This window comes from Agrobacterium vitis (genome assembly GCF_013426735.1).
In the GTDB taxonomy this organism is placed as follows: Bacteria; Pseudomonadota; Alphaproteobacteria; order Rhizobiales; family Rhizobiaceae; genus Allorhizobium; species Allorhizobium vitis_D.
This window is the reverse complement of the sequence record NZ_AP023272.1, coordinates 1,539,545-1,562,382: the sequence shown is the minus strand read 5'-3', so window position 1 is coordinate 1,562,382 and position 22,838 is coordinate 1,539,545. Positions and strand designations below refer to the sequence as shown.

Sequence of the window (22,838 nt, the reverse complement as noted above, 5' to 3'; positions counted from 1 at the left end):
AGAACGACGCCATTTAGCCAAGGGCCGCTGCTTAAGGCATCATGCGTTTATAAAACCCGTGATGCCATGAGCCGCGGCCCTTGGTGCTTTCTAGGGAAGGAACGCTGGGATATGGTTGAAGCTCAGCACTTCTCCACAACCAGCCCTCACCCAGCCGCAAACCATGAGACAGCCCGATGATCGACAGCCCCTCTCCCATCCGTCCAACTGATGACGAGGCGCGGCGCCAGGCGCGGACCCTGTTGCGCAGCGCCACCCATGTTCCCTTGGGCGTTCTCGATCCGCAAACCGGAGGGCCTTTCGTCAGCCGCGTGCTGATGGGTACCATGCCGGATGGAACGCTGACCGTTCTGGTCTCACGCCTCTCAGCTCATACCCGGGCGATGCTGGCCGATCCGCGTGTATCGCTGCTGGCCGGCGAACCCGGCAAGGGTGATCCCCTCGCCTATCCGCGTCTCACCGTTCAATGCCTTGCAAGCCCGGTGGAACCCGATAACGACATGCATCAGGCGATGCGCCGCCGCTTTCTGGCCCGTCATCCCAAGGCAAAGCTCTATAGCGATTTTCCGGATTTTTTGTTTTTTCAGCTGGCACCGCAGCGCGCCGCATTGAACGGCGGGTTCGGAAAAGCCTTCCTGCTAGATGGAGAGGATTTGTTGATTCGAACAGAGCTTACGTTCGCCGACGGTAAAACCGAGGCTCAAACCATACAAGATTTAGGGTATGGACTTCTGCAAATCATAAAAAATCCCCCTTATCATAAGGGGCAAAAGCCGAAGGGAAAAGTCACAATCTGCGGTCTGGATGCGTCGGGAATCGACTTTTTTTGGGGTAAAAGGCTGTTTCGCTGCGAATTTGAGCGTGAAATTGTGTCTTTGGACACACACCCTTCACTCCAAACTAATTAAGATGAAACGATACCTTAAATTTAGGCATATACAATCCTCCTCATATTGCTAGACTCAAGGCGTAGGGTTTCTTGTGGGATGCAACAACCAGGGCCTGCCATGTGTGCAGGCCAATCGCTTCAAAGGAAGATTGAGAGATGAAAGCCAATGACTTGTCTGATCACTCGAATGCGGCTGCCGGCCTCCTCACGGCTATGGCCAATCCTAAGCGACTGATGATTCTATGCAGCCTGGTTCAAGGTGAGGTGCCGGTTGGCGTCTTGGCCTCGCAGGTTGGCTTGAGCCAGTCAGCGCTGTCCCAGCACCTGTCCAAGCTTCGCGCCCAGAAGCTGGTCAAGACCCGCCGCGATGCCCAGACCATCTATTATTCCAGCACGTCGGATGCCGTCATGAAAGTGCTCGGCACGCTCGAGGATATATTCTGCCATCAGGAAAGCAGCAGAAACGCTGCTTGAATGATAACGCTGACATAACAGCTTAATCTAAAACAAAAGGCGGCTTGATGTTAAAAATACATCGGCCGCCTAGACTTTTCCTGACTGAACCGCGGGAAACAGATCAGCAGGACATCAGCCAGCGCGCATCTGCATTAATGGCTATTCCTGACAGTAAGCTGAACAGGCAATCTGCTTCATAAAACTTCAGATTTTCAAAATCCGTTGGCGACCTATATTCTGGCGCTCGTCTGATGACGCAAACAGGCCTGTCCGGCCAGCAGATGACAGACCCCGAACCACCAATGCAGTTCGGAGCCCGCTCTCTTCAAAAAAGCGTCTGTTCCTGCTCCTGCATACTTCAAATCCCGTGGGATTGAGAGAGTCATGCAGCAGTGGCCGCCGGTCGATCGATGCTGTCGAACTGCCCTTCGATCCTGCATCTGATCATGCTGGCATATACCCATGGCGAGCTTGCGCCGACCTTGCCCGCTGAACGTGCAATCCGCGATGCTTCCGTGTTTTGCGTTTTATCAAATGCAGAAAAACGCTGCGCCGTCCGCGCGCTTCAACTCCATTTCCTTCTTTTTCCCATTCTGGTTTGAGGAGGACATTATGCATCAGGATAAACACTGGTTTTGCTGATTATTCAGGATAGCCGCCCTCTGGCCGCTTGACGGCACAAGGCCGGCTGCTACTTTGACCGCGCGGTAAATTTATGCGGAGCGGCTGGCCTAGAAGGACGGCTGATTTGCCAGTTACAGCGCCATATGTCCATGTCACTGCGGCATGACCGTCAATGTGTGAGACGCGAGCCCGCAGCCGATTGAACGACCGGATATGGCCCCGAAACCACTGACAGGGCCCGCGGAAAGGGCCATGGAGAGTATCATGTCCAATCGCACCACTATTCCCAACGACCTGCGCGCCTTCTGGATGCCGTTTACCGCCAACCGTCAGTACAAGCAGGAGCCGCGCCTGTTCGTTGGCGCCAAGGACATGTATTACACCACCCATGATGGCCGTCAGGTTCTGGATGGCACGGCGGGTCTGTGGTGCGTCAATGCTGGCCATTGCCGCCCGCTGATCACCGAGGCGATCCGTCAGCAGGCGGGCGAACTGGATTATGCCCCCGCCTTCCAGCTCGGCCATCCCAAGGCCTTCGAGCTGGCCAACCGCTTGGTGGATATCGCTCCTGCCGGCATGGAGCATGTGCTTTATACCAATTCCGGCTCTGAATCGGTCGAGACCGCGCTGAAGGTGGCGCTGGCCTATCACCGGGTCAAAGGCAATGGCTCGCGCTTCCGCCTGATCGGCCGCGAGCGCGGCTATCACGGCGTCAATTTCGGCGGCATTTCGGTGGGTGGCATCGTCTCCAACCGCAAGATGTTCGGCACGCTTTTGACCGGCGTAGACCACATGCCCCATACCCATTTGCCAGAAAAGAACGCTTTCACCAAGGGACAGCCCGAGCATGGCGGCGATCTCGCCGCTGAACTGGAGCGCATCGTCACCCTGCATGACGCCTCCACGGTCGCTGCCGTCATCGTCGAGCCGGTCGCAGGCTCGACCGGCGTGCTGATCCCGCCGAAGGGCTATCTGCAAAAGCTGCGCGATATCTGCACCAAGCACGGCATTCTGCTGATTTTCGATGAAGTCATCACCGGCTATGGCCGTCTTGGCGCACCGTTCGCCGCCCAGTATTTCGATGTGACGCCTGACATTATCGTCACCGCCAAGGGCCTGACCAATGGCGTCATCCCGATGGGCGCGGTGTTCGTTACCGCCGAAATCCACGATGCCTTCATGTCCGGCCCGGAACATATGATCGAGTTTTTCCACGGCTATACCTATTCCGGCAACCCGATTGCATCAGCCGCAGCGCTCGGCACGCTCGATACCTACCGGGACGAAGGCCTGCTAACCCGCGCCAGCGAGCTTGCCCCTTATTGGGAAGAACAGCTGCACAGCCTGGCCGATTGCCCCAATGTCATCGACATCAGAAATATCGGCCTGATCGGCGCCATCGAGCTGAAACCCATCGACGGCGAACCCACCAAACGCGCCTTCAACGCCTTCCTCAAAGCCTATGAAGACGGTTTGCTGATCCGCACCACCGGCGACATCATCGCCCTGTCGCCGCCGCTGATCATTTCCAAAGCCGAAATCGACCAATTGTTCGACAAGCTGCGCAAGGTGCTGATGAGCAATATTTAGTGTTATCTGCACTTTGCATCGTTTGAAGGCGGCAGTTTTTTGCCGCCTTTTTTCATGCTCGCCGGAATAACGTGTTGAAAGCGCTTTTCCGTATGTCGCCATCGGAACATCCACACACGTCGATACAGTATACCATCCCTTATTTTTCAATTGCTTACAGATAAAAACCAATTACTCACCCCTCCTGAAGATGATCTAATTGCGCCATTGTTGACACTTTGTTGCACTCCGCCGGGGATTGAGTATTCCCCACGCAGAGGCATGCGAAGATGAGGGAAACGCGCATGGATATCGCCACACATGCCGCATCCATCTCCAGCTTGTCGCTGCAAGCAAAGCTTGAAATTGTCCTACGCAAGGCAGCCGCCCTGCTACCAGCTGATATCGGCAACCGCCTGCTGGCGCTTATAACCCCACATCGATTGCCATCATGGCAGGCGTTGTGCTGATCTGGGCAGGATCGCATTTCTTTGGCGTTGGGAAATCGCTGACGTGATTCTGCTGACGGCTGGCTGGATCACGATCGGTGGCGCTGGGCTTGAGGGTGGAAAAAATTGTTGGCCTTCGCGGTCGGCACCAACAGTGCGCGCAACGATGCCGACCTCGACAAAGCAGCCAAAGATCTGGCGGATGCCGTCACCATTCTCGGCGTTGATGTCGTGCTGGGCCTGCTGCTCAAGGGCAAGCCAAAAGGAACTTTTAAGACCACTTTCCTAGAGGGAAGCAAAGTGCCGAGCTACGGCGAGTATGCACGTGTTATGCGAAAGGCCGGACCAACCCGTATGTATGAAGCGAGGTTGATATTCACCCGCAAACTTTACGCTGGCCAAGGCGGAACGCGGTTGGGAGACAACCGGGCTACGATCGGTCGCAATTTCTATCCCGAATCGAAGCCATTGGCGGGAGCCATTACCGATCTGCGCAAAACCGTCTATCATGAGCGAGTTCATCAGCGCCTCACCCAAGCTTTGTCCCTGTTGGGCCGGCCCGCTCTTTATAGCAGGATGAGTGCCTATAAGAGATCATACATATTGCGCTACATTGAAGAGGCAGCTGCTGAGTCCTACGGCTTGGCCAAAACACAAGGGCTTCGGAACAGTGACTATGCGGGAATCCAATTCCCGCTGAACGGTAAATACGGCATCACCGTTCTGGATATGAAACGTGAAGCGCAAGGTATCCTGCTCGGTCCGGTAACCGTAGGAGGAGCGACAATGAACGCATACTATGGCTTGATCGAAGATGCTCGCTGAGGAAGAGGCACGAAAGGCGCTCCGCGATTTCCTTGTGCAAACGCGTCACACGCCCTTGCGGGAAAGCCTGACGACGGCAGAGCGAGGAATGATCGAGAACCGAGACGCCTGGGTGATCAGTGGCATGTTCGAAGGTTCCCCCGAAGACCAAGACTGGATGTATTTTCTCGTTCAGCCGACGCTTTATTTTGTCGATGCCGCCACGGGAACGGTGTTTGGCTTTGAAACCGAGCGTGGGCGCACGATCTTCAAGTAAAGAATTTCAGCTTGATTTGATTGCGCCTCTTCACCCCCTCGGATAAATGAAATTTTCCAGTATCTGGCCCCGTTCAACGAGACATATTGATCGATGGCCTTAGATAGACGGCCTTCCGGTCTTCAGGGTTTTCCGTTACATCCACAGTCAATGCGGGGAACGAAACAGAACAACCCGAAAGGCGTGCAAACCGGCATAGATCGGAACGCTGACCCAAGGAGACAACAATGAAACTTCATCTTTTAGCAAGCGCTGCTCTTGCCGCGCTTCTCGCCGCAGCCCCCGCAGCCCATGCCGACATCACCATCGGCCTGATGGCGCCGCTGACCGGCCCGTTGGCGGCCATTGGCGCGCAGATCAAGAACGGTACCGAAACCGCGATAGCCGATATCAATGCCAAGGGTGGCATTAAGGGCGAAAAGCTGGTGCTGAAGACCGCTGACGATGCGGGCGAGCCGAAGCAAGGCGTGTCCGCCGCCAACCAGTTGGTTGGCGAAGGCGTGCGTTTCGTCGTCGGCCCGGTGACGTCAGGCGTCGCCGTTCCGGCCTCCGACGTGCTGGCGGAAAACGGCGCTCTGATGGTCACGCCGACCGCCACCGCCCCAAGCCTGACCGAGCGCGGGTTGCCAACCGTGCTGCGCACCTGCGGTCGTGACGACCAGCAGGCCGATGTGGCGGCCAAATATGTGCTGGCCCATTTCAAGGACAAGAAGATCGCCATTCTCAATGACAAGGGCCAGTATGGCAAGGGTCTGGCGGATGCCTTCAAGGCCGCGCTGAACGCCGATGGCGTCAAGGAAGTGTTCAACGATTCACTGACGGCAGGCGAAAAGGATTTCAGCGCGCTCGTCACCCGGTTGAAATCGGCCAATGTCGAAGTGCTGTATTTTGGCGGCTATCATCCGGAAGCAGGCCTGCTGGTGCGCCAGATGCAGGATGCCGGGCTGAAAGCCGTGCTGGTAGCGGGCGATGGCCTGTCCAACAGCGAATATACCACCGTTGGCGGTGACGCAGCCAATGGCACGCTGTTCACCAATGCCGCCGACGCGCTGAAAAACCCGGATTCCAAGGTTGCCGCTGATGCGCTGACCGCCAAGGGTATCCCGGCGGAGGCCTTCACGCTCAACGCCTACGCCGCCGTGCAGGTTATTGCCGCTGGTATCGAAAAGGTCGGCAGCGCCGAAGATGCCGAAGCCGTCGCAAATGCAATCAAATCCGGCGAACCGATCCCGACCGCCATCGGCAAGCTGACCTATGGCGAAACCGGCGACCTCACCTCGCAGAGCTTCTCCATGTACAAATGGGAAGGCGGCAAGACCGTCGCGGCTGAGTAATTCAGTTGTAACATTAGACGCGGGTGTCATCATCCGCGTCTAATGCCGTTTATGTGCCATGAAGAGCGGGTAAAGTTCTCGCCATACCTCTTCGTATACGTTTCTGCATTGCATAAATTTTCCCGACATCACCACGCATGACTATTCCAGCCCACGTCCAGCCCACGAGAGACATGCCCATGCCCACACTGACCGAGATCGGCAATGACCAGCTTACCGTGCAGATCTCCTCGCTTGGCGCGGAGATGCAGTCCCTTCGCACAAAAGACGGCCAATCGCTGCTCTGGCATGGCGATGCGGCCTATTGGGGCGGGCGTTCGCCCATTCTGTTTCCGATTGTTGGCAAGGCCGCGGACGATACGCTGCTGATCGATGGCAAGCCCTATGCCATGGCACAGCATGGTATTGCCCGACGCCGCGAGTTTACGCTGCTGGAGGCCGGAGCCGATGTCTGTCGCCACGAACTGACCGCCGATGATGAAACGAAAGCCGCTTATCCTTTCAATTTTTCGCTGGTGCTGGAACACCGGCTGCACGGTGCGGCGCTGACGGTTGCCGCGACGGTCAGCAATCGTAGCGACACGCCCATGCCCTATGGCCTCGGTTTCCACCCGGCTTTTCTCTGGCCCTTGCCGGGGGCGGATGGCAAGCCGCATACGATCACGCTGGACAATGGCGCAGAACCACCCCTGCTACGGCTGGGCGGCGGCTTGCTGGCCGAGGAAGCCCGCCCCTCGCCTTTCCACGCCGGACGGCTGGTGCTGGACAAGAGCCAGTTCGAGGAAGATGCGATGATCTTTCCCGAGGGTGCTGGAACGAAGTTGACCTATCGCGCCGAGGATGCGGCCAGCCTGCATTTCCACTTTGAAAACCTGCCCAATCTGGCACTCTGGCAAAAGCCCGGCGCGCCCTTCATTTGCATCGAGCCCTGGCACGGCATGGCCGCCCGCCACGGCAAAAGTGGAGAGCTGGTTGAACGGCCCTATACCGTCATACTCGCTCCCGGCGACAGCGCCCGCCACGGCTTTACCGTGACCGTCGAGGCGTGAGGCTGAACACAAACGGAGAGGTGGAGCCTGCGGGACAGATCCTGATCCTGAACGGCGCCCCGCGGTCCGGTAAGTCCAGCATTGCAAAGGTGGTGCTGGACAGCTTTCCGGGCCTTTGGGTCAATCTCGGCGTTGACGTACAGATGGCCACGATCAGCGAGAGGCACAGGCCCGGCATCGGCTTGCGGCCCGGCGGCGAGCACCCGGAAAAAGAAGCGGTCGTGCAGCAGCTATATGCTGCCCTGCATGAAACGATTGCCGCCCATAGCCGGCTCGGGATCAATGTGGTGGTCGATGCGGGCTATCACCAGGCCTATTCGCGGCCTCTGCATATCCTGGATGATTGTGCGCGGCGACTGGCTGGCCTGCCGGTGCTGTTCATCGGTGTTCATTGCGCGCTCACGACAATCATGGTCCGCCGGGCCGCCTCACCAACCAATAGCGCAGTCAGCTATTTACAGGGCTCAACAAACGATCCAGTGCCGGAACCCGTGCAACGCTGGCAAATGGCTGTGCATGAGCATGGCCCCTATGATCTGGACGTCGATACCACAGACAAGACACCGGAAGATTGTGCTAGAGAGATTCTGACGGTGCTGGGTAAAGATCGCCCAAGCCCCAGCTTTTTCGAGCGGCGTTTGTCGCTCATCCAGACCTGAGACCGAAGGAGCCACATCCATGAGCCCATTGGAACGCCGTATCGACCAGGGCGTCGGCCGCGAAACCGCAGATATCGTGCTGAAAGGCGGCCGGTTTTTTGATCTCGTCACCGGTGATCTGGTGGAAAGCGATATCGCCATCTGTGGCGATACCATTGTCGGCACCTGCGGAACCTACCAGGGCCGCGAGGAAATGGACATTTCTGGCAAGATCGTCGTGCCGGGCTTTATCGACACGCATCTGCATATTGAAAGCTCTCTGGTCACGCCGCATGAATTCGACCGCTGCGTGCTGCCTTACGGCGTCACCACAGTGATCTGCGATCCCCATGAAATCGCCAATGTACTGGGCACCGAAGGCATCGAGTTCTTCCTGGAATCGGCGCTGGCAACCATCATGGATATCCGTGTGCAGCTGTCCTCCTGCGTGCCCGCCACCCATCTGGAAACCTCGGGCGCGGACCTGCCCATCGAGCGGCTTTTGCCGTTCCGCGACCACCCGAAGGTGATCGGCCTTGCCGAATTCATGAATTTTCCCGGCGTGATCCATAAAGACCCGATCTGCATGGCCAAGCTGGAGGCCTTTCAGGGCGGCCATATCGATGGTCATGCGCCGCTGCTGCGTGGCAATGACCTGAATGGCTATCTGTCGGCGGGTATTCGCACCGAGCACGAATGCACCACGGCGGAAGAAGCGCTGGAGAAGATCCGCAAGGGCATGCATATTCTGGTGCGCGAAGGCTCGGTTTCCAAGGATTTGCACGCCCTGATGCCAATCATAACCGAGCGGCTCTCGCCATTTCTGGCGCTCTGTACCGATGACCGCAACCCGCTGGATATCGCTGAACAAGGCCATCTGGATTACATGATCCGCACGGCAATTGCCCATGGTGTCGAGCCGCTGGCAATCTACCGCGCCGCCTCGATTTCTGCTGCCCGCGCCTTTGGCCTGCGGGATCGCGGCCTGGTCGCCCCCGGCTGGCGGGCCGATCTGGTGGTGGTGGACAGTCTGGAAAACTGCAAGGCCGAGACCGTCTTCTCTGCTGGCCGCCGTGTCACCGATGCGCTGTTTGCCACCCGCGAGCCGGTTGCCCCGGTGGGCCTCAACAGCGTCAAGGCCCGGATCGTCAAGTCAGCCGATTTTGCCGTGCCGGTCAGTGACGGAGAAGTGCCTGTCATGGGCGTGTTGCCGGGCAAGATCATCACCGAATACCGCCGCTACCGCCTGCCCGCCTCCGGCAACCAGACCAGCGTCGATCTCGACCGCGACATCATCAAGGTCGCCGTCATCGAGCGTCATGGCAAGAATGGCAACCATGCCAATGGCTTCGTGCAGGGCTTCGGGCTGAAAAAGGGTGCCATCGCCTCCACCGTCGGCCATGACAGCCACAATATCTGCGTGGTCGGCGTCTCCGAAGACGACATGACCATGGCCGCCAACCGCCTCTCCGACATCAAGGGCGGCTTCGTGGTGGTGGAAGACGGCAAGGTGACAGGCGAAATCCCCCTGCCCGTCGCGGGCCTGATGAGCCTTGAGCCGTTCGAGAGCGTGCGCGACACTCTCCATGAACTGCGAAAAGCGGCTTACGCGCTTGGCACCACCTTGCAGGAACCGTTTTTGCAGGTCGCCTTCCTGCCGCTGCCGGTCATCCCGCATTTGAAAATTTCCGACAAGGGCATGGTGGATGTCGATAAGTTCATGCTGATTGGGTGAGTGATTGCACCGACCTTCGACTTGTACTATATTCAGTACAAGTGGGAGATCCTGATGGATACGGTGTTTTTTTCCAAAGCCCGGGCCGAACTGGCCGGGCTGCTCGACAAGGTGAACGAGGATGCCTCGGCGGTGGAGATCGTGCGCCGGGACAAGCCCTCTGCCGTGCTGATGAGCAAGGAAGAATATGAGAGCATGGTGGAAACTCTGCATCTCCTCTCCTCGCCAGCCAATGCCAGCCGTCTGCTGAAGGCGAAACAGGCGATAGAAGCAGGCCGCTTTTCCCCGCGCCACCTCCCTGATCTGGATGACGCCTGATCCATGCTGGTCGCCTTTACAGATGAAGGCTGGGAAGATTACTGCTTCTGGCAGGAAACCGATCCCAAAACGGCGCAGCGGATCAATGCCCTGCTAAAGGACACCAAACGCCATCCCTTTTCCGGCATTGGCAAGCCAGAGCCACTGAAAGGCCAGTTTAAAGGCTTCTGGTCACGCCGCATCAGCCAGGAACACCGCCTGGTTTATGCGGTGAAAGGTCAGGATAGCGATCAGGTGCTGATCGTAGCGCAATGCCGCTATCATTATTGAAAAACTGTCACACCCGCGCGCAAAAACCGTCCAGCGCATCAAGCGTAATCACGCCCTTTTCATAGGTGCTGCGGGCATCTGGAAAAGCGATGACATCCTTCACCGTCATGTGCTCCGGCAGGCGAACTTCCTGCGGTCCGCGCCGCATGTTGAAGACGAACAGCAGTTTGTCGCCGTTCTGCTCGCGCAGAAAAGCCAGCACATCCTCGTTGATCTCAAGGAAGGACATCGTCCCATCGCGCAAAGCCGGGTGGTCTTTGCGGAAGGCCAGCATTCTCCGGTAGTGATTGAGCACCGAGTTCTTGTCCTTGTCCTGACCGTCCACCGACAAGGCCTGCTGCTCCGGCGGAACCGGCAGCCATGGTTTGCCGCTGGTAAAACCGGCCTGCGCCTTGGCTTTTTCCCAGACCATCGGCGTGCGGCATCCGTCGCGGCCCTTGAAGGCCGGCCAGAAGCGGATGCCATAGGGATCACGCAGGTCTTCAAAGGCAAGATCCGCCTCCGGCAGGCCGAGTTCCTCGCCCTGATAAAGGCAGATCGAGCCGCGCAAACTGGCAAGAATGCTGATGGCGAGCTTGGCCACCTGCGGCATCTCTTCCGGCCCCTGGGCAAAGCGCGACACATGGCGCACCACGTCATGGTTGGAAAAGGCCCAGCACACCCAGCCATCCCTAACCATGGATTGGAAGGAGGTGACGCAATCGCGAATATGCGTGGGCGTGAAATGCGGCCCCAGCAGATCGAATGTGTAGCACATATGCAGCTTGTCGCCGCCGCTGGTATAGGCGGCCACGGTTTTCAAAGACCGCGCGCCATCGCCCACCTCGCCGACCGTGGTACGGTCTGGATATTCATCCAGCAGCGCCCGCAGTTTTTGCAGGAAGCCAATATTTTCCGGCTGGGTCTTGTCGTGCAGATGCTCCTGCATGCCGTAGGGATTGACATCCGGCGCATCGAGCCCGGCATCGCCGCTGTCTGGCGCATGTGGCGGGTTGTTGCGCAATTCCTTGTCATGAAAATAATAATTCACGGTATCCAGCCGGAAACCATCCACGCCGCGCTCCAGCCAGAAACGGGTGGCGTCCAGCACCGCCTGCTGCACCTGCGGATTGTGGAAATTCAGATCCGGCTGCGAGCCAAGGAAATTATGCATGTAATATTGCTTGCGCACCCCATCCCATTCCCAGGCCGGGCCGCCGAACACCGATAGCCAATTGCTCGGCGCGGTGCCATCCGGCTTGGCATTGGCCCAGACATACCAGTCGGCTTTGGGATTGTTGCGGCTGGCGCGGCTCTCAATGAACCAGGGGTGCTGGTCGGATGTATGAGAAATTACCTGGTCGATAATCACTTTCAGGCCGAGATCATGCGCCTTGGTCATCATCGCGTCGAAATCGGCAAGTGTGCCGAACATCGGATCGACATCGCAATAGTCCGAGACGTCATAGCCCATGTCGGCCATGGGCGAGGTGAAGAACGGCGACAGCCAGATGGCATCGACACCCAGCGAGGCGATATAGGGCAAGCGCTGGGTTATGCCCTTGATGTCGCCGATGCCATCGCCTGTCGTGTCCTGAAACGAGCGTGGATAGACCTGATAAATAACCGCGCCGCGCCACCAATCACCCCCTGCTTTCACTGCGGTTTTGCTGGCTCGATCAGTTTTGGTCGGCATCTGGCCCATCCTCTGCTCAAAAAATTCGGCATCTTCAAGACTATAGGGTTCGATGCCGTGATGACCAGTGGCAATGGTCAAGTCCAGCGATCAATCCACCTTCATTCCTTTGTTACAATGCTGGCCCATAAGCCCAAGGACAGTGGCGGGGGCTTCTGCGTGATTCCCCGGCGAAATGGCACCCGATAGCAGGCTCCCGTTTCGCCGGGGGAGCATTTCAAGCGGGATAACGCTACCTGTGCGTTGAGCACCGCATCGGATCGAGGAGCACGCGCGATGAGATTGACAATCGTGACCGATGCCTGGCATCCGCAGGTGAATGGCGTGGTGCGCTCCATTGAAAACACCAATGCCGAACTGACCAGGATGGGCGTTACCGTCACCATGGTGACGCCTGCGGACTATCGCAGCCTGCCCATGCCGACCTACCCGGAAATCCGCCTGTCGCTGGCCAGCCCGTGGCGCATTGCCGCCGCGATCAAGCAAAGCCGCCCGGACCTGATCCATATCGCCACCGAAGGGCCGCTGGGTCTGTTGGCGCGGCGCTGGTGCCTGAGCCAGGGCCTCGCCTTTTCCACCAGCTATCACACCCGGTTTCCCGAATATGTCGCGGCCCGGCTGCCATTGCCGCTTTCGCTGCTCTATGCCTATGTGCGCTGGTTTCACCGCGCCGGTGGCGCGTGCATGGTAGCGACCGAAAGCCTGAAACGAGAGCTGGAAGGCCGCAAGATCGGCAATCTGCGGCTCTGGAGCCGGGGAATCGATACCGAACTATTCCACCCGCAGCCGCTTGAGGCAGATCCCTTCGGCCTGCCCCGCCCGATCTTCATGACGGTTGGCCGGGTCGCGGTGGAGAAAAACCTGCCGGCCTTTCTCGATCTCGACCTGCCGGGTTCGAAAGTGGTGGTGGGCGATGGCCCTGCCCGCGCCGAATTGGCGGAACGCTATCCTGATGTGCTGTTTACCGGCGTCAAATTCGGCGCCGAGCTGGCGAGTGCCTATGCGCAGGCCGATGTTTTCGTGTTTCCCTCGAAAACCGACACATTCGGCAATACGATCTTGGAAGCACTGGCCTGCGGCGTACCCGTGGCGGGCTTTCCCGTCACCGGACCGATCGACATCATCTCTGATCCAAAGGCTGGCGCGCTCAATGACGACTTGAAAACCGCCTGCCTTGAAGCACTGAACTGCTCTCGCAGCCATGCCAGAGCCTTGGCGGAAACCTATTCCTGGGCCTCCGCCACCCGTCAGTTCCTCGACAATGTCATCGAGGCCAAAACGCAGGGGCGCTGGCGGATGTTGATGCGGCGGAAGAAAGCAATCAACCAGGCCTTGGAAAGTTGAATCAGCGTCTTTTCCGCTTATTCTCGAACGGGTTTTCCGCCGCCTTCAGATGGATACGGATCGGCACGCCCGGCATGTTGAAATCGGCGCGCAAGCCGTTGGTGAGGTAGCGGATATAGCTTTCCGGCACGGAATCGGGCCTGGTGCAGGAAATCATGAAGGCTGGCGGGCGGGCCTTGACCTGGGTCATGTATTTCAGCTTCAACCGGCGACCGGAAACCGCCGGTGGCGGATGCTGGGTCTGGACACTGTCCAGCCAACGATTGAGCTTGGCGGTCGAGATCCGTTTGTTCCACACCATGTCGGTGTCGATGATCGATTGCATCAGCTTTTCAAGGCCATAACCGGTCTGGCCAGCCATCGGCACGGCGCGAATGCCGCGCGCCTGCGGCAGGAGCCGTTCGGTCTTTTCCCGCAGCTCGGCCAGCACCGCCTGGGGATCTTCCACCAGATCCCATTTGTTGAAGGCCAGCACCGCGGCGCGCCCTTCGCGCAGTACCAGATCGACAATCTGGATATCCTGCTTTTCAAAAGGAATGGTGGCGTCAAACACGATGACCACGGTTTCGGCAAAGCGGATGGCGCGCAATGTATCGGCCACCGACAGCTTTTCCAGCTTCTCGATCACCCGCGCCTTGCGGCGCATGCCTGCCGTGTCGAACATCTTGATGGTGCGGCCACGCCAGTCCCATTCGACCGAAATCGAATCGCGAGTAATCCCGGCTTCCGGGCCGGTCAGCAACCGGTCCTCGCCCAGGAAGCGATTGATCAGCGTTGATTTTCCGGCATTCGGGCGTCCGACAATGGCAACGCGCAGCGGCTTGGTGTCGTCATAGGCCAGATCTTCTTCGTCATCCTCACCCTCGACGGTGGGCCTGAGGACGATATCGGTCTCGGCCACATCGTCATCGTCTTCGGGAAAGGCGCGATCCACGCCGATAGCCTCAACAATGGCGTCGCGCAGGTCGATCATCCCCTGACCGTGTTCGGCGGAAATCGGCACCGGCTCGCCAAGCCCAAGCGTGAAGGCGTCGTAAAAACCGCCATCCGAACCACGGGCTTCGGACTTGTTGGCCACCAGCACCACCGGCTTGCCGCGCTTGCGCAGCATATCGGCCAGCGCCTTGTCCACATGGGTCAGGCCCATTTTCGCATCGACCACGAACAGCGACAGATCGGCCTCGTCGATGGCGATTTCGGTCTGGGCGCGCATCCGGCCTTCCAGCGTGTCTGCGCCTGCTTCTTCAAGACCGGCGGTATCGACGATGTGGAAGCGCAGGTCCACCAGCTTGGCCTCACCGGGCCGCCGGTCGCGGGTCACGCCCGGCGTGTCATCGACAAGCGCCAGCTTTTTGCCAACCAGGCGGTTGAACAAGGTGGACTTGCCGACATTGGGACGTCCGACGATGGCGACGGTAAAGCTCATGATAATCTGGTATCCGGTTATATCCAGCCCGTCTTCAAGCGGACTTTAAAACAGTAGCGCATCGGAGCGAAACCTGTGAAGCGGTTTTCGATCCGATGCGTGATGGCATGTCGGGCGGCGGCGAAAAATCCCGCCAAAAACCCTTGAAAGTATTAGGACGCCTTTCCGGCGGCAGCGATATTGTCCAGCATGATCTGGGCGCGATTGGCCACGTTGCGCGGTGCCTCGCTGTCCTCGGTGATCTGCTGGAACCATTCACGGGCGCGTTCCATCTGGCCAGCCTTATAGGCGGCAAGACCGAGCGCTTCACGGGCGGAATGGCGCAGGCCCTGGCCCGGAACCGCCAGCGCTTCAACCTCGGCGGACACCTGTTCATAGGTGCCGTTATCGATCAGCAACCAGGCGGCACGGATATGGGCGACATCGCGGATCACCTGCGGAACGCTGTTATCCTTACCGATGGCAGTGAAGGCGTCGATGGCCGCTTTGGCATCGCCCTTCTCCGCCATGAGGGAGGCCGCCCGAAGCTTCGCCAGCACCGGATAGGCACCGAACCCGTCTTTTTCGAGGGCTTGCAGATCACTCAGCGCCTGATCATTCTTGCCATCTGTCGCCAGCTTGGTCGCTGCCAGAAAGCGGTCGCCGGACTTGGAGGCACGGTCGTCCGTGTAATAATCATAAAGCCGGTATCCGGCGGTGCCCACCACGATCAACACGGCAATGCCAATGAACACTGGCCCCAGACGCCGCCAGAAACGGCGCATCTGTTCGGAGCGAAGCTCGTCATTGACTTCGCGGATAAAGCTGTCGTTCTGATTTGCCATTACATTGTCCGGATATCTGGGCCTGTATCATCGTTTACGCTTGCCATCGTCCGGTCCAGAATTGGCGATGGCGTGGCGAAAATGGTGATTTCGAGAACCGGAGCGGAGCGTACTCAACGTACGTGAGCCTAGGTAAACACAGAAATTGCCATTTGCAGCCCGCCAGTGACTATTCTGGGATGGACGATGTGGCCTTCTACCCGATTTTTGCGCCGATGTAAGGGGGAGAAGGGCAAAACACCCATCTCCCCATCAAAAAGCGCGATTACATCGGCAGCGGCGAGACGCCAATCAGCACTTCATGCAGCTTGAGGAGGATAGCGACGTAAGCGACCAGACCGATGACCACGGCATAGATATCGTATTTGGCCGACACGAACGGTGCGCGCACCAGCAGGCCTGCCCGCTCCCGGCGCTTCAGCGAAATCCGCAGGATGACGCCCCAGGCCAGCAACCAGCCGAACAGCAGGATTGAGCGCAGGTCGCCATTCGACAGCAGATGCGCCAGCGCCCAGATTTTCACAGAGAGAACCATGGGATGCTTGGTTTTTGCAGCGATACGGCCAGCCGGGAGCAGGCTGGCCACCAGACAGATCATCGCGATGACCATCAGGGTCAAGGTCAGATGGGTCATGCCAGCCGGTGGAAACCAGACATTGACGATTGGCGCGATACTGTAGCCATAGGCAATAATGGCTATGCCCAGCAGAGACAGGACTGAAAACAGCGACTTCCAGCCGTTCAGGCTGAGGCGGGCCACCATGGAATCGCGAAAGCCCGGCGCAATCGTCCGGGTGAGATGCACCAATGTAAAAAACAACAGACCGAGAACAAGAATAAGCATAAAAAATCCCCGCGAATGAGAGAGCATAGAGATAGCCGCTCGGCTTCGTCTTTACCAGCCTGCATAATCTGGGGGGATAGCGATAAACTCCCAAAAATGCCGGGGACGCAGCGGCCAAATGGCAAAGAACCGAACGCGATAAGCCACAAGCTCGATCAAAGCTTCGCCGCATTTGCCCGCCAGGAAGCGGCAAATATTCACAACAAGGTTGTTCGTTTGGCACCGTTTCGCCCGCTTTTCTCCTCATCGCTTCGAACCCTGCTGGCCGCGCTCTGCATGCCGGGCATCGCCATTGCCCAGAACGCGGCTGACGCGCCGCAAAAGCCCAAGCAATTGCTGCTGATTTCCTTCGATGGTGCCGCCGATAACCGGCTGTGGGAGCGCAGCGGCGAGATCGCCAGCCGGGCCAATGCGCATTTCACCTATTTTCTGTCCTGCACCACGCTGATTGCCAGAGGCCCCGCCTCGAAAGCCTATCAAGCGCCAGGCCAAAAGCCCGGCAAGTCCAATGTCGGCTTTGCCCCTGACGAGGCCGATGCTGCGGCAAGGCTAGAGCATATCTGGGGCGCCCACCTCGCCGGTCACGACATTTCCAGCCATGCCTGCGGTCATTTCGACGGCAAGGACTGGAGCAAAGCGGACTGGCTAACCGAATTTTCGACCTTCAAAACCGTCTTGGCCGGGGCCTGGAAAAAGAATGGCGTGGCTGACAAGGAGCCGGAGGGCTGGCAGGCGTTCGTCAAGACCGGCATCAAGGGCTTTCGCGCAGCCTATCTCTCGACCAGCAAAGGCATGGCCGAGGCTGAAAAGCAGGCTGGTTTTCTCTATGACGCCAGCCTTGTCACCAAAGGTCCGCAAGAGCCCGAACAGGACGGCACTCTCACCCGTTTCGGCCTGCCGCTGATTGCGGAAGGACCGGGCAACCGCCCGATCATCGGCATGGATTACAATATGTTCGTGCGCCATTCTGCGGGCTTCGATAACCCGTCGAAAAGCGCCGAATTTGAGGAACGCACCTATCAGGCCTTCAAAACCGCCTTTGAGGCGCAATATAGTGGCGACCGCAAACCTGTACAGTTCGGCTTCCACTTCGTGTTGATGAACGGCGGCGCCTATTGGCGGGCGATGGAGCGGCTGGTCACGGATGTCTGCCACCGCGAGGATGTCGCTTGCGTCAGCTATTCGCAAGCTGTGGCGATATTGCAAAAACAGAACGGCCGGAAAAATCCGGCCGGGTCTTCGTTTTAGGGGGAAAGTCACCCCTGATCAGGAGGGCCTGATCAGTAGGGCTTATCAGCCGCAATCTCGCCATCCGTCTCTTCCCGCGCCAAATAACGCTGATCGATGTCAGGCAACGGCTGATCGTCGATGGCCGCCTCAAAGGCTTTCAGGCGCTTGTGGATGGACAGCAGTTCGATGATCGTTGTCCAAGAGGTCACAAGATATTGGAAAGAGTTGCTGACCTGGCCAAAGGCTGTGGCAATCTGCTGGTAGATACCATAGGTAATTTTACCGGCAACAATCGTTGGCACTAGCATGGTCAGCAAAAAAACCGCGTCGGCCTGAATATAAAAATAACGCGCGACGTTAAAATAGAGGTAGTGAAAATACATCCGGAAATAGTTTTTCCGAACGTTGCCAAACAACTCTTTTACCGTAAGTGGTTGGGCCCGGTCAGCGTGATCTTCTCCGTAAACGAGTTCTTTGCGATAGGCCGCTTCAACACGCTGATTGCGGAAATTCAGACCCGGCAATTTGATGCCGACAACAGCCAAGAGAACAGTACCGAAGGCCGACCAGAACAAAGCGAGCCAGAACAGTGCATGAGGAATTTCGCCAATTATCGGCAACTCACTGACATAGGATGATAGAGAAAACAGGATTGGTAGAAATACCACCAATGTCATCACGGAGTTGATGAGTGTTATTCCAAGTCCTTCAAGTGTACTGGAGAAGCGCATCGTGTCTTCCTGAACACGCTGCGAAGCACCCTCGATATGGCGCAGCTTTTCCCACTTCGACATGTAGAAATTGTTCATCGCCGTGCGCCAGCGGAAAATATAATGGCTGGTGAAGAAGTCCGTCAGGATAGAGACAAACATGCTGAGAAAGGCGATCTTCACGAAAACAATCTGAAGATCGTAAAAATTCCAGACGGTGATGCCAGGCTTCTGCGCAAGCGCATTCTGAAGCAGATCACCGAACGGACGCCTGAAGTTGTTGATAACCACCGAAATCTGCACCCCGAAATAGGTCACGCAGATAATCAGGATCGATCCCCATATCGACCAGATCTTCCAAGGATGGTCATTTTCCTTGATATGCCAGAAACCGCCGAAGATCGCCAAACACAGGGCGAAATAGCCGTAGAACCAGAGATTACTCGGCATCAGGAAATAGGTGAGATCGAACGGCTCCTGACCGTCAGCAGGTCCCGCAAACCCAAGACGATCACCCAAACCTGCCGCATAAAGATACCAGCCGAAGATACAGACAAGCGTCCATACGATCGCACTGCTAAATAACAATTTCGGCTTGGGGAAGAATGAGTGAAACACGGGGTCTCGCTTTCCTGAAGATATGGTCGTGGCCGTCTTTATAGCATCGTGCAAAAAACCGGTTCTTAACTTTCGGTCCGATGCTGTAGCGCGGCAAACTATGCCAGAAGCCGCAGTGCAGCAATGGGCGGAATACCACCTTAACGATTTGTAATCGCTGCAAAGGTCATCAGACCGTCTTTCTCCACAGGCTTGCGGCCAGAATGAGGCTGACAAGCAATACAGCGCCGGCAACGAGGCTTGGCAGCGCGAAGCTGCCGCTGATGGCGGCAAGCCAACCGGCGACCAGAGGTCCAATCGTCTGCCCGACGCCGAAAGCCGCCGTCATGATCGACAGCGCCTTGCGGGGACTGGCTGGCGCAAGGGTTCTGGCCAGGCGCAGGCCATAGGCGGTGATCGTCATGAAGGTAAAGCCGAGAAGAGCCGCTCCTACCAGCGGAGCGGCCATGCCCGGCAATCCAACCGAGGCAAAAACCCCTATGGCTGCCAGAAGCAGGGCAAGGCTGTAGGCGCCCGCCAGTCCAAGCCTGTCCAGCACTGGACGCCAGACAAACAGCGAGGCCGCCGCCATGATGCCCGCCAGAAACCACGCCAGAAATTCCGCCACCGGCCCCGCATTGGCCATGCGGGCCATGGTGACGATGAACGTGGCCGTCACCACATAGCCGAAGCCGAACAGGCCGTAGGAAGCAAACAACAAAAGAAATGGCCTGCCCCAGGAAAGCGGCGGCTCCTGCTCGGCCCTCACCTCAGTTTTGCGCACCCGTGGCAAAAGCAGGCTGACGACAAGGAAGACAACAAAGGTCAGTCCCGCCCCGGCCAGCCAGTCCAGCCGCCACCCTGCGGAGGCGGAGGTGCCAAACAGGTGCGGCCCAAATAGGTGCGGCAATGCATAGACCATCAGGGACGACGCGGCGATCCCCAGGCCCACCCCGCCAAAATGCGTGGATTGCGCATATTCTCGACCATGGACGCTGGCATGGGCACCGATATGGGCAAGCACAATCGAACTCGTGAAGATCATCGCGAAGGCACTTGCCACGCCTGACAGAAAGCGGATGACCATGAACATTCCCACATGCTGCGTCAGCGCCATGGCGGCCAGAAGCAGGCTGGTGGCCAAAAGCGAAGACAGCGCAATCAACCTTTCGCGCCCTGCCGCCCAACCCTGACCGGCCAGCACGGCTCCCAAGAGATAGCCGAGGAAATTCGCCGCCGCGATCAGGCCCGCATCGGCGGGGACGAGATGGAGATCTGTCATCATCCCCGGCAGAATGGGGGTGAAGGAAAACCGGCCAAAGCCCATGGCCGCAGCCAGCGCCAGCGCACCGGCAAGGGCGGTGAAGGGAAGATTGGCATGTCGGGAGGGCGTGATCGTCATGGCCTGCTTATCGCACCGCCGCTTTGGCCCCACAAACCAAAAATACTGATTGAGCCATCAAAGGAAATAGGGACACCCGGGTTCCCCACCATCCTAAAAAACGCTCGGTCGTGCTTCAAGCCGACAGTTTCTGATCGCTAAAGCTTGCTGAAATCGCAAAAATCGCTAGTGGAGGGAGAAAATTCCAAGGAGTGCATTATGAGCGACCTCAGCCTGCAACAAGCCATCGACAATATCTACACCTCGATCAACAATGATAACGAGGAGATCGATGTGCATATCGCCGCTCTCAAGGCCGCCATGGCCCGCGAAGGTGCGAAAGAAGCCGTGTTTGAGGCGGCAAAGCTGGCACAGCCGAATCGTCAGGGCCGCAAGATCATGCAGGCCTATTTCAAGAAAAAGGGCGTTGCTGTCAGCTTTGCGAGCTGACGCCATATCTGAATGGACGACGAAAAGTCATTGAAATGACTTTTGGTCTCACTCCACCATCGTCAAAATCAGCGGCCCATTGCGAGTTGCCACCACCGTATGCTCGAACTGCACGGTCGGCGCTTTCGGGTCGCTGTAGAGCGTCCAGGGGTCATCGCCATCCTCGGCCCATTGACCGCCCAGCGACAGGAAAGGCTCGATGGTGAAGACCTGGCCTTCCTGCATGATTCTTGTTTCATCCGGGTCGGCCCAGGTGGACAGCTCGCGCGGTTCCTCATGCAGCTCGCGGCCAATGCCGTGGCTGGCAAGGTTGGCAATCAGGGTATAGCGGTTCTTGGCGGCAAAAGCACCGATGGCCTGGCCGATACTGGCAAAGGGCGCGCCGGTCTTGACCTGGGTGACGCCGAGAAACAGCGCCCGCTTGCCGTCACGCAGCAGCTTTTCGATCTTCGGCTTGCCCGGCGGCACGATGAAGGATGAGCCGGTATCACCGAAAAACCCGTTCTTGACGCCGGAGACATCAATATTGACAAGATCGCCGCGGGCAATCACCCGGTCGCCGGGAATGCCATGGGCCACTTCCTCGTTGACACTGATGCAGGTGGCACCGGGAAACTGATAGCAGAATTCCGGGGCTGACTGCGCGCCATTGTCTTCCAGTATCTTGCGGCCAATCAGGTCTAGTTCGCGGGTGGTAATGCCCGGCTCCAGCGCCGCACCCATGGTTTTCACCGCCAGCGCGCAGAGATGGCCGATCTCCTTCAAGTGCTGGAGTTCCTCGTCGCTGGAGATGATCATTCTGGGACTTTCATGAGCGTTTGCGGATTTTGCCGCTGCTTACGCCCCCGCCCCGACCGGCGTCAAGTCATGGCCAAGCTCTTGCCGCACCAATGGCGCAACCTTGGTGCCATAAAGCTCGATACCGCGCATGATATCCTTGTGCGGCATAGGACCGATGGCCATTTGCAGCAGGAAGCGGTCGTTTTTGAACAGGGCGTGATGGGCGACGATCTTTTCGGCCACCGCCTCCGGGTCCCCGACGAACAGTGCCCCATGCGGCCCGCGCATTGCGTCATACTGGGCACGATTGCCCGGCCCCCAGCCGCGCTCCCGGCCAATCCGGTCCATGACTTCGGCCTGCGGTGCGTAGAAGATATCGGCCGCCGATTGCGTCGTGTCGTGGATGAAGCCATGCACATTGATCGAGGTTTTCAAGGCGGAAGGATCGACCCCGGCCTTCGCCCCGCTCTGCCGGTAGAGATCGACCAGCGGTGCAAAGCGGCGCGGTTCACCGCCGATGATGGCAATGGCCAGCGGCAGGCCGAGATAGCCGGCCCGCGCCACCGATTGCGGCGTACCACCGACCGCGATCCACAGCGGTAGCGGGTCCTGCAAGGGGCGCGGATAGACGCCACGACCTTGGATCGGCTTGCGGGTCTCACCTTCCCAGGTGACGATTTCGTTGTCGCGGATCTCCATCAGCAATTGCAGCTTTTCGGCAAACAAAAGATCATAATCATCAAGATCATAGCCGAACAATGGAAAGCTTTCGATGAAGGAGCCGCGCCCGGCCATCATCTCCACCCGCCCGTTCGACAGCAGATCGACGGTGGCAAATTGCTGGAACACCCGCACCGGATCATCGGAGCTGAGAACCGATACCGCACTGGTCAGGCGAATATTTTTGGTCTGCACAGCCGCCGCCGCCAGAATGGTCGCAGGCGATGACGCCATGTAATCGGGCCGGTGGTGTTCGCCAAGGCCGAAGACATCCAGCCCCACTTCGTCCGCCAGCCGGATTTCCTCCAGCAGATTATCCACCCGCCGCTTGGCCTCCAGCCCTTTGTTGGGTGCCGCAGGGTCCACATCCGCGAAGGTGTAAAGGCCAAGTTCCATGGGTCACATCCTCAGTTGTTCGTCACGCAGATAAGTGCAAAGTCCGACC

General features: G+C 58.1%; 23 protein-coding genes. 15 read left to right on the top strand and 8 right to left on the bottom strand.

The window, feature by feature from the left end:
- Positions 1-176: 176 nt before the first annotated feature.
- The 12 genes from H1Y61_RS07055 (at position 177) to H1Y61_RS07000 (ending at position 10,412) form a co-directional block, all read left to right on the top strand.
- Positions 177-908 (top strand): HugZ family pyridoxamine 5'-phosphate oxidase, encoded by a 732-nt coding sequence (locus H1Y61_RS07055; RefSeq protein ID WP_180574150.1) that lies wholly within the window; start codon positions 177-179, stop codon positions 906-908.
- Between the two features lie 137 nt (positions 909-1,045).
- Complete coding sequence (locus H1Y61_RS07050; RefSeq protein ID WP_015916773.1) at positions 1,046-1,363, top strand: ArsR/SmtB family transcription factor; 318 nt, start codon at positions 1,046-1,048, stop codon at positions 1,361-1,363.
- 870 nt (positions 1,364-2,233) lie between these two features.
- Positions 2,234-3,559, top strand: coding sequence for an omega-aminotransferase AptA (locus H1Y61_RS07045; protein ID WP_180574149.1), 1,326 nt, complete (start codon positions 2,234-2,236; stop codon positions 3,557-3,559).
- A gap of 284 nt (positions 3,560-3,843) precedes the next feature.
- Entirely contained in the window at positions 3,844-4,008 is a 165-nt protein-coding gene (locus H1Y61_RS07040) for a hypothetical protein (RefSeq protein WP_180574148.1), read from the top strand.
- 108 nt (positions 4,009-4,116) lie between these two features.
- Complete coding sequence (locus H1Y61_RS07035) at positions 4,117-4,812, top strand: hypothetical protein (protein WP_180574147.1); 696 nt, start codon at positions 4,117-4,119, stop codon at positions 4,810-4,812.
- Positions 4,813-4,900: 88 nt separating this feature from the next.
- Positions 4,901-5,068, top strand: a complete 168-nt coding sequence (locus tag H1Y61_RS07030) for a hypothetical protein (protein WP_180574146.1) — start codon at positions 4,901-4,903, stop codon at positions 5,066-5,068.
- A gap of 227 nt (positions 5,069-5,295) precedes the next feature.
- Positions 5,296-6,402 (top strand): branched-chain amino acid ABC transporter substrate-binding protein, encoded by a 1,107-nt coding sequence (locus tag H1Y61_RS07025; RefSeq protein ID WP_180574145.1) that lies wholly within the window; start codon positions 5,296-5,298, stop codon positions 6,400-6,402.
- A gap of 179 nt (positions 6,403-6,581) precedes the next feature.
- Positions 6,582-7,451, top strand: a complete 870-nt coding sequence (locus H1Y61_RS07020) for an aldose 1-epimerase family protein (RefSeq protein WP_180574144.1) — start codon at positions 6,582-6,584, stop codon at positions 7,449-7,451.
- Positions 7,448-8,110, top strand: coding sequence for a chloramphenicol phosphotransferase CPT family protein (locus H1Y61_RS07015; protein ID WP_180574143.1), 663 nt, complete (start codon positions 7,448-7,450; stop codon positions 8,108-8,110). The genes H1Y61_RS07020 and H1Y61_RS07015 overlap by 4 nt, the downstream gene beginning before the upstream one ends.
- A gap of 19 nt (positions 8,111-8,129) precedes the next feature.
- Positions 8,130-9,824, top strand: a complete 1,695-nt coding sequence (ade, locus tag H1Y61_RS07010; protein ID WP_180574142.1) for an adenine deaminase — start codon at positions 8,130-8,132, stop codon at positions 9,822-9,824.
- Between the two features lie 54 nt (positions 9,825-9,878).
- Positions 9,879-10,142 carry a type II toxin-antitoxin system Phd/YefM family antitoxin gene (locus H1Y61_RS07005; protein WP_015916780.1) on the top strand — a complete coding sequence of 88 codons (264 nt, stop codon included), beginning with the start codon at positions 9,879-9,881 and terminating at the stop codon, positions 10,140-10,142.
- A gap of 3 nt (positions 10,143-10,145) precedes the next feature.
- Positions 10,146-10,412, top strand: a complete 267-nt coding sequence (locus H1Y61_RS07000) for a Txe/YoeB family addiction module toxin (RefSeq protein WP_015916781.1) — start codon at positions 10,146-10,148, stop codon at positions 10,410-10,412.
- 7 nt (positions 10,413-10,419) lie between these two features.
- Here the strand turns inward: H1Y61_RS07000 and bglA are convergent, their stop codons facing one another.
- A complete protein-coding gene (gene bglA / locus H1Y61_RS06995; protein WP_409363961.1) occupies positions 10,420-12,087 on the bottom strand; it encodes a beta-galactosidase BglA in 1,668 nt (555 codons plus the stop codon).
- 276 nt (positions 12,088-12,363) lie between these two features.
- Here bglA and H1Y61_RS06990 point away from each other — a divergent pair, with 276 nt between their 5' ends.
- A complete protein-coding gene (locus H1Y61_RS06990; RefSeq protein ID WP_180574141.1) occupies positions 12,364-13,431 on the top strand; it encodes a glycosyltransferase family 4 protein in 1,068 nt (355 codons plus the stop codon).
- Position 13,432: 1 nt separating this feature from the next.
- On the opposite strand, the gene der is transcribed toward H1Y61_RS06990, so the two are convergent.
- From der to H1Y61_RS06975, 3 genes are all read right to left on the bottom strand, one after another.
- A complete protein-coding gene (gene der, locus H1Y61_RS06985) occupies positions 13,433-14,857 on the bottom strand; it encodes a ribosome biogenesis GTPase Der (RefSeq protein WP_180574140.1) in 1,425 nt (474 codons plus the stop codon).
- 152 nt (positions 14,858-15,009) lie between these two features.
- On the bottom strand, positions 15,010-15,681 hold the full coding sequence (locus H1Y61_RS06980) for a tetratricopeptide repeat protein (protein ID WP_070149034.1): 672 nt from the start codon (positions 15,679-15,681) through the stop codon (positions 15,010-15,012).
- Between the two features lie 265 nt (positions 15,682-15,946).
- Positions 15,947-16,525 (bottom strand): NnrU family protein, encoded by a 579-nt coding sequence (locus tag H1Y61_RS06975; protein ID WP_180574139.1) that lies wholly within the window; start codon positions 16,523-16,525, stop codon positions 15,947-15,949.
- A gap of 276 nt (positions 16,526-16,801) precedes the next feature.
- On the opposite strand from H1Y61_RS06975, the gene H1Y61_RS06970 reads away from it, so the two are divergent.
- Entirely contained in the window at positions 16,802-17,773 is a 972-nt protein-coding gene (locus H1Y61_RS06970; protein ID WP_180574435.1) for a polysaccharide deacetylase family protein, read from the top strand.
- A 32-nt stretch (positions 17,774-17,805) separates the two neighbouring features.
- Here H1Y61_RS06970 and sbmA read toward each other — a convergent pair whose 3' ends face one another.
- Positions 17,806-19,083 (bottom strand): peptide antibiotic transporter SbmA, encoded by a 1,278-nt coding sequence (sbmA, locus tag H1Y61_RS06965; protein WP_180574434.1) that lies wholly within the window; start codon positions 19,081-19,083, stop codon positions 17,806-17,808.
- 169 nt (positions 19,084-19,252) lie between these two features.
- Positions 19,253-20,464, bottom strand: coding sequence for a YbfB/YjiJ family MFS transporter (locus H1Y61_RS06960; RefSeq protein ID WP_180574138.1), 1,212 nt, complete (start codon positions 20,462-20,464; stop codon positions 19,253-19,255).
- A gap of 198 nt (positions 20,465-20,662) precedes the next feature.
- On the opposite strand from H1Y61_RS06960, the gene H1Y61_RS06955 reads away from it, so the two are divergent.
- A complete protein-coding gene (locus H1Y61_RS06955) occupies positions 20,663-20,893 on the top strand; it encodes a hypothetical protein (protein WP_060719926.1) in 231 nt (76 codons plus the stop codon).
- 48 nt (positions 20,894-20,941) lie between these two features.
- Here the strand turns inward: H1Y61_RS06955 and map are convergent, their stop codons facing one another.
- Both map and H1Y61_RS06945 read right to left on the bottom strand, forming a co-directional pair.
- Positions 20,942-21,691: a type I methionyl aminopeptidase gene (gene map, locus H1Y61_RS06950; RefSeq protein ID WP_156555036.1), complete on the bottom strand. Its 750-nt coding sequence runs from the start codon at positions 21,689-21,691 to the stop codon at positions 20,942-20,944.
- A gap of 39 nt (positions 21,692-21,730) precedes the next feature.
- Entirely contained in the window at positions 21,731-22,789 is a 1,059-nt protein-coding gene (locus tag H1Y61_RS06945; RefSeq protein WP_174111449.1) for an LLM class flavin-dependent oxidoreductase, read from the bottom strand.
- Positions 22,790-22,838 lie beyond the last annotated feature (49 nt).